The organism is Nitratireductor mangrovi (assembly GCF_007922615.2).
GTDB lineage: Bacteria > Pseudomonadota > Alphaproteobacteria > Rhizobiales > Rhizobiaceae > Mangrovimarina > Mangrovimarina mangrovi.
This window is the reverse complement of the sequence record NZ_CP042301.2, coordinates 2,041,531-2,053,185: the sequence shown is the minus strand read 5'-3', so window position 1 is coordinate 2,053,185 and position 11,655 is coordinate 2,041,531. Positions and strand designations below refer to the sequence as shown.

The following is an 11,655-nucleotide window of genomic DNA, read 5'->3' as shown; positions in this document are numbered from 1 at the left end:
CCGAGGGTCGAACCTCCAGGCAGCCGCTGCGGCGATGCGGCAAGAAAGGCGAAAAGGACGAGGACATGACTATCAATCTGCAAAAGCCGGACATCACCGAGCTGAAGCCGCGCATCACCGTTTTCGGTGTTGGCGGGGGTGGCGGCAACGCCGTCAACAACATGATCACGGCCGGGCTGCGCGGGGTCGACTTCGTGGTCGCCAACACCGATGCACAAGCGCTGACGATGTCGAAGGCGGAGCGCCTGATCCAACTCGGCGCGCATGTGACCGAGGGGCTTGGTGCCGGGTCGCAGCCGGAAGTTGGCCGCGCGGCGGCGGAGGAGTGCATTGACGAGATCGTCGATCATCTGGCCGGCACGCATATGTGCTTCGTCACCGCCGGCATGGGCGGCGGCACCGGGACCGGTGCGGCTCCTGTCGTTGCGCATGCGGCGCGCGAAAAGGGAATCCTGACCGTCGGCGTCGTCACCAAGCCGTTCCACTTCGAAGGCCAGCGGCGGATGAAGACCGCCGACACCGGCATTGAGGAACTGCAGAAATGCGTCGATACGCTGATCGTCATCCCGAACCAGAACCTCTTCCGCATCGCCAATGACAAGACCACCTTTGCCGACGCCTTCGCGATGGCGGATCAGGTGCTCTATTCCGGCGTGGCCTGCATCACCGACCTGATGGTCAAGGAGGGCCTGATCAATCTCGACTTCGCCGACGTGCGTTCGGTCATGCGCGAGATGGGCAAGGCGATGATGGGCACCGGCGAGGCTTCCGGCGAAGGCCGCGCAATGGCGGCGGCGGAGGCGGCGATTGCCAATCCGCTGCTCGACGAGAGCTCGATGAAGGGTGCGCGCGGGCTGCTGATCTCGATCACCGGTGGCCGCGACCTGACGCTGTTCGAGGTCGACGAGGCGGCAACCCGCATCCGCGAGGAAGTCGACCAGGAGGCCAACATCATCCTCGGTGCGACCTTCGACGAGGATCTCGAAGGCGTGATCCGCGTCTCGGTGGTTGCAACCGGCATCGACAAGAAGGCGTCCGAGATCGCAGCCGCACCGATCGAAATCCGCCACCAGCCCAAAGTCGCGGCGCGGCCGGCAGCGGCGGCACCCGAACCGAAGCCCGCCGCCCAGCCGCAGCCTGCCGTGGCGCTACAAGCCGAAAAGCCGCAGATGCAAGCCGAGATCGACCCGGTCGCCGAGGCTATTCGTGATGCCGAGCGCTCGGCCGGAGAGGCCGCAGGCGAGTTCCGGCCGCAAAGCCGCATCTTCCACGGCGCCCCGGTGGCCGAACAGGCACCAGCCGCGGAGATGCCGCAGGCACGACCGGTCGCGGAGCAGTCGCCGCGCATGCCGCGCGTCGAGGACTTTCCCCCGGTGGCAAAGGCTGAAATGCAGGCGAGTGCCGAGCCGACGTCGTCGGACGAAAAGGGACCGATGGGGCTGCTCAAGCGGCTCACCACGGGTCTTTCCAAGCGTGACGACGAGCCGGTGCGCACGAACGCCGCGCCGCCGCGCGAGCCGCAGTTAGTCAGGCAGGCCGAATCACGGCGCCTTTCCAACCAGGACCCGCAGCTCTACGCGCCGCGAAAGGGGCAACTCGACGACCACGGGCGCCTGACGCCGTCGGCTCGCCCGGCCCAGGAAGACGATCAGTTGGAGATTCCTGCCTTCCTTCGCCGGCAGGCCAACTGACGTGCCCTGACAGGTGCACGACACGGATTGTAACAGGCCGGAGTGACGCTCCGGCCTGCCTTCGTAGAAACTGATGAAAAATCAATGGCTAACCTCGGAAATCTCGCGTGATTTCGGCGTAACACAGAGTAAGAAAGCGTGATTTGGCGACTCTCCGCGTGGCCATTATCTTCGGCCCCGAAAAATCAAAGCGTTGTGCAGGGCTTTCGGGGAATGGGGCGCCTGGGCGTGCGCGGAGAAGAACCGCAGGCAACAACTGGCCAAGCGGTCTCGTACGGGGCGGGGCCATGGGAATAGAATTGCACGAATATCAAACCACCCTCAGATCGCGCACGTGCCTGTCCGGCGTCGGCGTGCATAGCGGCAAGGCGGTGACGATTCACTTCAGTCCGGCGGATGCGGATACTGGAATCGTCTTCAACTGCCAGTCGGCCGATGGTGAGCAGCGCGAAATCCGCGCGCTCGTCTCCGAGATAGGCGCGACCGACCTTTGCACCGTGCTTGGCGATGCAAGCGGCATTCATGTGGCCACCGTCGAGCACCTGATGGCGACGCTGTTCGCACTGGGCGTTGACAACGTCGCGATCGACATCGACGGACCGGAAGTGCCGATCATGGATGGCAGCGGCCAGAGCTTCGTCGAGGCGTTCGAACAGGCCGGCATTGCCGCGCTCTCCGCCAAGCGTCGCTATATCCGGGTGCTGAAGCCGATCCGCATCGAAAAGGGCGGTTCATGGGCGGAGTTCCTGCCGCATGACGGAACCCGCTTCGAGGTCGAGATCGATTTCGAGAGCAAGGCGATTGGTCGCCAGAAATTCACCACCGAGGTAGGGCCGGCAAGCTTCAAGCGCGATATCGCCCGCGCCCGCACCTTCGGGTTCGTCACCGATGTCGAGCGACTTTGGGCGGCCGGCTATGCGCTTGGCTCTTCGCTCGACAATTCCGTCGTGATCGCCGAGGACGACAGCATCGTCAATATTGGCGGGCTGCGCTTCGAGGACGAGTTCGTGCGCCACAAGACGCTCGATGCGATGGGCGACCTGGCGCTTGCCGGTGCCCGCTTCATTGGCTGCTTCCGTTCCTATCGCGGCGGGCACAGCCTCAACGCTTCGGCGCTTCGGTTGCTGCTGTCCGACAGCAGCGCCTTCGAGATCGTGGAGACGGGTCGCCGTGAACGCGGCCGCACGGCGGAACTGGTGGCAGTCAACGCGCCGGTCTATGCGCCCTGGCGGCTCTAACGCGACCGTTGCCACAAAATTGCGCGATTGCGGCGCGATAGCGTTGCCCGAGTGCCGGTGCTGTGTTTAATGGCGGCGGTCAAGTGCCCGCTTTGGGGCCGAGGGACAAGAGCAAAGATGCATTCCGTTCGATCGACGCGGCCAAGAAGCGGCCTTGCCAATGCACTCATCGTGCTGGCGGCGGCGATGACGCCGCTCTCCGTAGCGGGTTGCAGTTCCGACAGGGATCTCGATCTCACGGCCTATGTCGAGGAGATCGAGCCGGCCGACGTTCTCTACAATCAAGGGCTGGCCAATCTCGAGGCCGGCCGGATGAGCGAGGCGATCGCCAAGTTCGAGGCGATCGACCGGCAGCATCCCTATTCCGAATTTGCCCGCCGCTCGATGGTCATGCATGCCTTCGCCAACTATCGGCAAGGCAATTATGTCGATGCCATCAACACCGGCAAGCGTTACGTCTCGCTTTATCCCTACAGCGACGACGCGGCCTATGCGCAGTACATCGTCGGCTTGAGCTATTTCCGCCAGATCCCCGACGTGACCCAGGACCAGAAGGATTCGCGCAACACCATCGAGGCGATGGACGAGGTGATCACGCGTTGGCCTGAATCCGAATATGTCGAGGATGCCAAGGCGAAGAAGCGTTTTGCGCGCGACCAGCTGGCCGGCAAGGAAATGCAGATTGGCCGCTATTACCTCGAACGCCGCGAATACATTGCCGCCATCAAGCGGTTCCGGCTGGTCGTGGAGGCCTACTCGGACACGCGCCATGTCGAGGAGGCGCTGGCGCGGCTGACCGAAAGCTACCTGGCGATGGGGCTGGCTTCGGAAGCGCAGACGGCCGCCGCCGTGCTCGGGCACAACTATCCGGACAGCCAGTGGTACCGTGATTCCTACGCCTTGCTGCAGAGCGGCGGGCTGGAGCCGCGCGAGAACACGGGCTCGTGGCTGTCGAAGGCCGGAGCGGCCATACTGGGCGGCTGACGGCCAGACCTCGCGATGCTGGCCCAACTGTCGATCCGCGACATTGTCCTGATCGAAAAGCTCGATATCGGTTTCCATGACGGTCTTTCGGTGCTGACCGGCGAGACCGGTGCCGGCAAGTCGATCCTGCTCGACGCGCTGTCGCTGGCGCTGGGCATGCGTGGTGACGCCGCGCTGGTGCGCGCCGGTGCCCAGCAGGGCCAGGTTAGCGCGGCTTTCGACGTGCCGGCCGACCATCCCGCGCGTATCCTCCTGCGCGAAAACGCGATGGACGATGATGGCGACATCGTGCTGCGCCGTGTGCAGACCGCCGACGGTCGCACGCGCGTCTTCGTCAATGACCGACCGTCCAGTGTTACCTTGATGCGAGAGATCGGCCGGGCGCTGGTGGAAATCCATGGCCAGCATGACGAACGGGCGCTGGTCGATACCGCCGCGCACCGCGATCTCCTCGACGCCTTCGGCCGGCTGCGTGGCGAGGCCGAGACGACACGGGCAGCCTGGGTCGCGTGGCGCGAGGCCGAGCAGGAGCTGAGCCGCCATCGTGCCCGCGTCGAGGCTGCAGCGCGCGAGGCCGACTACCTCCGCGCATCGGTTGAGGAGCTTTCGCAACTGGCGCCGGTCGTCGGTGAGGAGGAAGAACTCGCCGGCATGCGCGCCACGATGATGCGATCGGAAAAGATCGCTGCCGAGATCAGCGAGGCACAGGAGCTCTTTGCTGGCAACAACTCGCCTGTGCCGCCGCTGGCAAGCCTGCTCAGGCGGCTCGAGCGCAAGGCGGGCGAGGCGCCGGGGCTGCTTGACGATACGATCAAGGCGCTCGACGAGGCGCTGCTCGCGCTTGACGCGGCCGAGAGCGGTATTGGCGCCGCGATGCGGGCGACCGAATTCGACCCGAAAAGGCTTGAGGAAGCCGAGGAACGATTGTTTGCGCTGCGTGCGGCGGCACGCAAGCACAATGTGCAGGTCGATGGCCTTCCGGCTTTGCGCGAGAAGATGGCGGCCGAACTCGCCGACCTCGACGCCGGCGAGGAGCGCGTCTCGGGACTGGAAAAGGCTGCGCTGGCGACGCGCGAGAGCTACGACGCCGCCGCCGCTACGCTGTCGGCAGGCCGCAAGGCCGCCGCCGAGACGCTGGCGAGCGCGGTCATGGCCGAACTGCCGGCGCTCAAGCTGGAACGCGCGGAATTCATGGTCCAGATCGATTCGGAGCCTGACGACCGTCGCGAGGACGGGATCGACGAGGTGGCGTTCTGGGTGCGCACGAATCCGGGCTCGCGGCCGGGGCCGATGGCGAAGATTGCGTCGGGCGGTGAGCTCTCGCGCTTCCTGCTGGCGCTCAAGGTGGCTCTCGCCGACCGCGGGTCGGCCCCCACCCTGGTTTTCGACGAGATCGACACCGGCGTCGGAGGCGCCGTGGCCGATGCCATCGGCAAGCGCCTGGCGCGGCTGGCCGAGCGCGTGCAGGTGCTGTCGGTCACCCACGCGCCGCAAGTGGCGGCGCGTGCGGCCAATCACTTCCTGATCTCCAAGACCGGCAATGCCGAAAGCGTCACCACCGGCGTCGACGTGCTGGCCGAGGCGGCGCGGCGCGAGGAGATCGCGCGCATGCTCGCCGGCGCCACGATCACCGAGGAAGCCCGCGCGGCGGCGGGGCGGCTGCTCGACGAGAACGCGGCTGTCAGTTGAAGTCAGCCGGCAAGCTGGCATAGCTTCTGCTGCCGGCCACCGATCGGCAAGACGCAGTCGTTTCCGGAAAAGAAATGCCGAAATCCTCCAAACCCGTCAGCGACCTTTCGGAAAAGGAAGCCGTCGCCGAACTTGAGCGGCTCGCGAGCGAGATCGCCGAGCACGACCGGCGTTATCACGCCGAGGACGCCCCGACGATCAGCGACGCGGAATACGATGCGCTGAGGCGCCGCAACCTGGCGATCGAACAGCGCTTTCCGCACCTGGTGCGTGCTGACTCGCCATCGCTGAACGTCGGCGCGGCGGTGTCGGAAAAGTTCGAGAAGGTTCGGCACAAGGTGCCGATGCTTTCGCTCGACAACGCGTTTTCGAACGACGACGTGCGCGACTTCGTCGAGCGGGTCAGGCGTTATCTGAGGCTCGCGCCCGAGACGGAATTGGGCCTCACCGCCGAACCGAAGATCGACGGGCTGTCGCTGTCGCTGCGCTACGAGAAGGGAAGGCTGACGGCGGCGGCGACGCGCGGCGACGGCCAGACCGGCGAGGATGTCACCGCCAACGCCCGGACCATCGCAGATATTCCCAACGTGCTTTCCGGCGATGCTCCGGACGTGCTGGAGGTGCGCGGCGAGGTCTACATGACCCAGGCCGACTTCCTGGCGCTCAACCGACGCCAGGAAGCCGAGGGCAAGCAGACCTATGTCAATCCGCGCAACACCGCGGCCGGCTCGATCCGGCAACTCGACTCTTCGGTCACCGCGTCACGCGCGCTGCATTTCTTCGCCTATACCTGGGGCGAGGTAAGCGCCATGCCGGCCGAAACCCAGATGGGCATGGTGGCAGCCTTCGAGCGCTACGGCTTTCCGGTCAACCCGTTGATGAAGCGCTTCACCGATGTCGAGGGTCTGCTCGCACACTACCGGCTGATCGAGGAAAGCCGTGCCGGACTCGGCTACGACATCGATGGCGTCGTCTACAAGGTCGATGACCTCGCCATGCAGGAGCGGCTCGGCTTCGTGTCGCGCTCGCCGCGCTGGGCCATTGCCCACAAATTTCCGGCCGAGAAGGCGACCACGGTTCTCAACGGCATCGATATCCAGGTTGGCCGCACAGGAGCGCTGACGCCGGTGGCGCGACTGACGCCGGTGACCGTGGGCGGCGTCGTGGTGACCAACGCGACTTTGCACAATGCCGAGGAGATCGAGCGTCTCGGCGTCATGATCGGCGACACGGTCACCGTGCAGCGTGCCGGCGACGTCATCCCGCAGATCCTCGGTGTCGATCTCGACAAACGGCCCGCAGGTGCCGTCGCGTTCGAATTTCCCTCCACCTGCCCATGCGAGCTTGCGACGCCGGTCGTGCGGGAGGAGACGGCGGGTGGTGCGGAGGGCGTGATCAGGCGCTGCACGGGCGAGTTTGCCTGTCCGTTCCAGCGCATCGAGCATCTGCGCCACTTCGTGTCGCGCCGCGCCTTCGACATCGAGGGGCTGGGCGAAAAACAGATCGAATTCTTTTTTGGCGACGACGATCTGCCGGTGAAAAGCCCGGCGGACATCTTTACGCTTGGCGAGCGCGACGCAACGAATCTGAAGAAGCTGAAGGACAAGGAAGGGTTCGGCGCGGTCTCGGCGGCGAAGCTTTTCGCGGCGATCGAGGAACGGCGGGACATCTCACTGGAGCGCATGATCTATGCGCTCGGCATCCGTCATGTCGGCGAGACGACGGCCCGCACCCTGGCCCGCGCCTACGGCTCATGGCAGGCGTTTCATGACGCGGCCATTGCCGTTGCCAACGGCGACGAGAACGCGCGTGAGGACATGGACGCGCTCGACGATATCGGCAACGCGGTGATCGACGCGATCGCGCGCTATTTCGGCGAGGAGCATAATCGCGCGTTGGTCGAAAGGCTTGCGGCGCAGGTGCGGGTCGAGGATGCCGAGAAGGTTGCCTCCGATTCTCCTGTCGCCGGCAAGACGATTGTCTTCACCGGCGCGCTGGAACGCATGTCGCGCGACGAGGCCAAGGCGATGGCCGAGAAGCTCGGCGCCAAGGCCGCCGGATCAGTGTCGAGCAAGACCGACCTCGTGGTTGCGGGGCCGGGCGCGGGCTCGAAGCTGAAAAAGGCGGCCGAACTCGACATCGAGGTGATCGACGAGGCGACCTGGTTCGAACGGATCGGGCAGGGGTGAGCGAAAGCCTACCCAGCGGTTTCCGGCGCTCTCTGTTCGTCTGGCGGCTCGGAGATGTTCTGGGGACGGAGGGCGGCCCCGAAGACGTTGTGTTCAAGGCGCGGCGCGCCGGGCTGACGGACATCTGGGTCAAGGTCGGGGAAGGGGCCTTCCCGTTTCGGCCCAACCTCGACGGTCCGACCGGGGCCGCCCTTGACGCGCTCGTGACCTTGGCCGCCAAAGCGGGCATTGCGATCTCGGGATGGCATATCCCCTGTTGTCGGACGGTCAGCGAGGCGCGTGCCGAAGCGAAGATGTTTGCCACGATCGCCGCCGCGCGTTCGCTCGCCGGCATGCTGATCGACGCCGAGCAGGGCTCGCCGTTCTTTCAGGGCGACGCGGGCATGGCAGCAGCCTATGCGGCCGTACTTGCCGCAGCGAAGGAGGAAGTGGGCATCCCGGTTGGCGTGTCGAGCCACGCCGTACCGCAAGGCCGGGCCGGTTGGCCGCACATTCTTTCGCGCCTGTCAGCCGTCGCCGATTTTTGCAGCCCGCAACTTTATGGCGTGGCCGCTGCCGGCACGACGCTGGATCAGGCGCTCGATGCCAATCGTGGTTGCGGCCTGCCGATCCTTCCGGCTGGGCCGGCCTGGCTTGGGGAGGGTGGTTGCGCGTCCGCAGCCGAATGCGCGGAAGATGCCCGGCGCCTGATCGTGTCCGCGCAGGCGCGTCGCCTTGCCGGCGTCGCGTTCTGGCATTGGGCAGGCGCACCGGCAGCGTTCTGGCACGCACTCGAAGGTTCCGCCTGAGCATTCGGTTTGGGCTCTCTGGCCATGCCATTTGGCATCACTTCTCTTGATCCTTGGCTCAACCGAATTCGTGTGACAGCAGCGGCCGGCGTTCCTACATAGGGCGCGTTCCCGGAGAAACCATTGTCTACCGATACAACCCTGGATAACCCGGCCGCGTCCGATTTCTGGGCCGGCTTTCGCCTCGGTGTCCCGATCTTCGTTGCCTCGGCGCCGTTCGCAGTGCTGTTCGGTGCGCTGGCGGTCCAGAACGGCTTTACCGAGTTCGAGGCGACACTGATGAGCGCGACGATCTTCGCCGGCGCCAGCCAGATGGTCGGCATCGACCTCTTCGGCCAGAAGATCGCGCCATGGCTGATCGTGTTTTCGATCTTCGCAGTCAACTTCCGCCACATCCTGTATTCGGCCGCCGTCGGCCGCCGCATCGGCCACTGGAGTGGCTGGCAGAAAACGCTCGGCTTCTTCTTCCTGGTCGATCCGCAATATGCGGAATCCGAAAGGCGCGGCGAGAACGGGCAGACGATCGGCTTTGTCTGGTACATGGGCATGGCGACACCGGTCTACGTGTTCTGGATCGTCAATTCCTGGCTCGGGGCGCGTTTCGGCTCGCTCATCCCCGATCCGCATGCGCTCGGCATCGACTTCCTGCTGCCGATCTATTTCCTCGGCCTCGTCATCGGCTTCCGCAAGCGCCCGCTGTGGTTGCCGGTGGTGCTGGCGAGCGCGGCGGCCTCTGTCGTCGCCTATCATTTCGTCGGCTCGCCTTGGCATGTCTCGATCGGCGCGCTGGCCGGTATCGTTCTCGCCGCGGCAATGCCGCTGAGCGCAGAGGCGCGTGCCGCCTATGACGAACCGCCTGTTGACCAGACGGGAGAGAGCGTGTGAGCCAGATCGTCTGGATCGTACTTGCCGGCGCGGTACTCACCTATCTGACCCGCTGCGGCGGACATCTGGTTCTGTCGCGCTTTTCCCGCATTCATCCGCGCGTCGAGGCGGGCCTCAACGCGGTGCCGGCGGCGGTGCTGACCACGCTTGTCGCGCCTGCCGCGGTTCAGGCGGGACCGGCGGAGGCGCTGGCGCTGGTCGCCGCGGCATTGATCGGCCTGCGCGGCGGCATGATGAGCCTGTTTGTCGGCGGCTCTGCCGTGCTCATCGTGGGGCGTTATTTCTTCGGCTGAACCCAAGCTCTCAGTGCTTGTCGAGCGGAGCCGCCGCACGCTCCAGCCAACTGCGTGTCTCCGCATCAAGCAGAGGACCGATCTCGGCAACGACGCGGGCGTGATAGGCGTCGAGCCACTGCAGTTCCTCGCGCGTCATCAGATGCTCGGCGATGAGCCGGCGGTCGAAGGGCGCCAGCGTCAGCGTCTCGAAGCCGTGCATCGGCTTGTCGCCGCCCTGCACGGGAGCCGATTCCTCGACGACGATCAGGTTTTCGATGCGGATGCCGTACGCGCCCTCGCGATAATATCCGGGTTCGTTGGAAAGGATCATGCCCGGCAGCAGCTTTTCGGTGCCGGTCTTGGCGATACGCTGCGGGCCTTCATGGACGGACAGATAGGCGCCGACACCGTGGCCGGTGCCATGGCCGTAATCGCAGCCGGCTTTCCACAAGGCCAGGCGGGCGACCGCGTCGATGTCACTGCCGCGGGTGCCGACGGGGAAACGCAGCATCGAAATGCCGATCATGCCCTTCAGCACGAGGGTGTAGCGCTCGCGCATTTCCTCGCTCGGCTCGCCGATCGCGACAGTACGGGTGATGTCGGTGGTGCCGTCCTCATACTGGCCTCCCGAATCGACGAGGAACAGTTCGCCTTCGCCAAGAACCCGGTTGGTCTCTTCGGTGACACGGTAATGGATGATGGCGCCGTTCGGCCCAGCCCCGGAAATCGTGTCGAAGGAAATGTCGCGCAGCGGCATCTGCGCCTCCTCGCCGGCGCGGCGACGTTTGGCCTCGAGCGCCTTCACCGCGCCGATCTCGTCGAGCGATCCCGGAACTTGGCTGTCGAGCCAGCACAAGAACCGCGTCACGGCCGCGCCGTCGCGGCGATGCGCAGCGCGGCTGCCGGCGAGTTCGGCCGCGTTCTTGGTGGCGCGCGGCAGGCGGGCAGGATCAGGCAACGACGCCACCTTTCCGCCGGCCTCCTCGACGACAAGCCGCAGCTTTTCGGCGGCCAGCGCGTAGTCGAGCCCGACCTTTGCGTTGCCGGCGGCAAGCCTAGTCAGTTCTGCTTCCAGGGTCGACGGTGGATGCAGGTCGGCGAGTTGGGTGAGGTAGGCTTCTGTCTTCATCGGCAGCTTGCGTTTGTCGATGAAGAGCAGCGGGCGTCCCTCGGCCGGCAGGATGGCGAAGGCGAGCGCCAGCGGCGTGTGCGGCACGTCGGCGCCTCGGATGTTGAAGGCCCAGCAGATCGAGGAGGGATCGGTCAGAACGGTGAAGTCGCAGCCAGCCGCCGCGACGGCTGCGGCGAGGTCGGCGAGCTTTGCGCGCGCGAGCCGGCCGGCCAGATGTTCGGGGTGAATGGAGACGGCCTCCAGCGGCGGGCCGGGCTGATCGTCCCAGACGGCATCGAGAGGATTATCGTCGAGGGCCACCAGGGAACCGTCACGGCTCTCGACGCCGGAGCGCAGCTTTTTCGCTTCGGCGATGGTGTGCAGCCAGGGGTCGAAGCCGACCCGCCGACCACTGGCGAGTTGCTTTTCCAGATAGGCCGATGGCGGCGTCTCGATCAGATCCTCGACCGTGAAAAGACCGCAATCGACCTGTGCCCGGGCCTGCAAGGTGTAGCGCCCGTCGACGAAGAGGAGTGCCTTGTCGGCGAGGATCAACGCGGCCCCGGCGGAGCCGGTGAAGCCGGAAATCCACTGCAGCCGCTCGGCGCGCGCCGGCACATATTCGCCCTGGTGCTCGTCGGCGCGCGGCACCAGAAAGCCGTCGACTCCGTCCTTTGCCAGCCGTTCGCGCAGGCGCGCGACGCGTGGCGCGGCCTGGCCGGGATCGGAGACGGTCTTAAAGCTCTGAAACATGGGATGCCTGAAAGGTTTCGCCGGCGGACGGTAGTCGCAGCCGCGTGGAGAG

The 11,655-nt window shown here is 65.7% G+C and carries 9 protein-coding genes; 8 read left to right on the top strand and 1 reads right to left on the bottom strand.

From position 1 onward, the window contains the following. Positions 1–65 precede the first annotated feature (65 nt). The 8 genes from ftsZ (at position 66) to FQ775_RS10095 (ending at position 9,757) form a co-directional block, all read left to right on the top strand. Positions 66–1,691 carry a cell division protein FtsZ gene (gene ftsZ, locus FQ775_RS10130; RefSeq protein WP_146297951.1) on the top strand — a complete coding sequence of 542 codons (1,626 nt, stop codon included), beginning with the start codon at positions 66–68 and terminating at the stop codon, positions 1,689–1,691. A gap of 287 nt (positions 1,692–1,978) precedes the next feature. Then, positions 1,979–2,929, top strand: a complete 951-nt coding sequence (lpxC, locus tag FQ775_RS10125; protein ID WP_146297950.1) for a UDP-3-O-acyl-N-acetylglucosamine deacetylase — start codon at positions 1,979–1,981, stop codon at positions 2,927–2,929. 117 nt (positions 2,930–3,046) lie between these two features. Beyond that, positions 3,047–3,913, top strand: coding sequence for an outer membrane protein assembly factor BamD (locus FQ775_RS10120; RefSeq protein WP_146297949.1), 867 nt, complete (start codon positions 3,047–3,049; stop codon positions 3,911–3,913). A gap of 15 nt (positions 3,914–3,928) precedes the next feature. Next, the gene (gene recN / locus FQ775_RS10115; protein ID WP_146297948.1) at positions 3,929–5,602 is read left to right on the top strand and encodes a DNA repair protein RecN; all 1,674 of its coding nucleotides are present in this window, start codon (positions 3,929–3,931) and stop codon (positions 5,600–5,602) included. Between the two features lie 74 nt (positions 5,603–5,676). After that, a complete protein-coding gene (gene ligA, locus FQ775_RS10110; RefSeq protein ID WP_146297947.1) occupies positions 5,677–7,791 on the top strand; it encodes an NAD-dependent DNA ligase LigA in 2,115 nt (704 codons plus the stop codon). Continuing rightward, the gene (locus FQ775_RS10105; protein ID WP_146297946.1) at positions 7,788–8,579 is read left to right on the top strand and encodes a hypothetical protein; all 792 of its coding nucleotides are present in this window, start codon (positions 7,788–7,790) and stop codon (positions 8,577–8,579) included. Before ligA ends, FQ775_RS10105 begins: the two co-directional genes overlap by 4 nt. A gap of 123 nt (positions 8,580–8,702) precedes the next feature. Then, a complete protein-coding gene (locus tag FQ775_RS10100) occupies positions 8,703–9,464 on the top strand; it encodes an AzlC family ABC transporter permease (protein WP_146297945.1) in 762 nt (253 codons plus the stop codon). Then, a complete protein-coding gene (locus tag FQ775_RS10095) occupies positions 9,461–9,757 on the top strand; it encodes an AzlD family protein (RefSeq protein WP_146297944.1) in 297 nt (98 codons plus the stop codon). Before FQ775_RS10100 ends, FQ775_RS10095 begins: the two co-directional genes overlap by 4 nt. Positions 9,758–9,767: 10 nt before the next feature. Here the strand turns inward: FQ775_RS10095 and FQ775_RS10090 are convergent, their stop codons facing one another. Further along, the gene (locus tag FQ775_RS10090; RefSeq protein WP_146297943.1) at positions 9,768–11,603 is read right to left on the bottom strand and encodes an aminopeptidase P family protein; all 1,836 of its coding nucleotides are present in this window, start codon (positions 11,601–11,603) and stop codon (positions 9,768–9,770) included. Positions 11,604–11,655 lie beyond the last annotated feature (52 nt).

Coding starts and splice junctions, on each gene's coding strand:
- ligA (WP_146297947.1), top strand. CDS start 5,677: ATGCCGAAATCCTCCAAACCCGTCAGCGACCTTTCGGAAAAGGAAGCC.
- lpxC (WP_146297950.1), top strand. CDS start 1,979: ATGGGAATAGAATTGCACGAATATCAAACCACCCTCAGATCGCGCACG.
- recN (WP_146297948.1), top strand. CDS start 3,929: ATGCTGGCCCAACTGTCGATCCGCGACATTGTCCTGATCGAAAAGCTC.
- ftsZ (WP_146297951.1), top strand. CDS start 66: ATGACTATCAATCTGCAAAAGCCGGACATCACCGAGCTGAAGCCGCGC.
- FQ775_RS10120 (WP_146297949.1), top strand. CDS start 3,047: ATGCATTCCGTTCGATCGACGCGGCCAAGAAGCGGCCTTGCCAATGCA.
- FQ775_RS10090 (WP_146297943.1), bottom strand. CDS start 11,603: ATGTTTCAGAGCTTTAAGACCGTCTCCGATCCCGGCCAGGCCGCGCCA.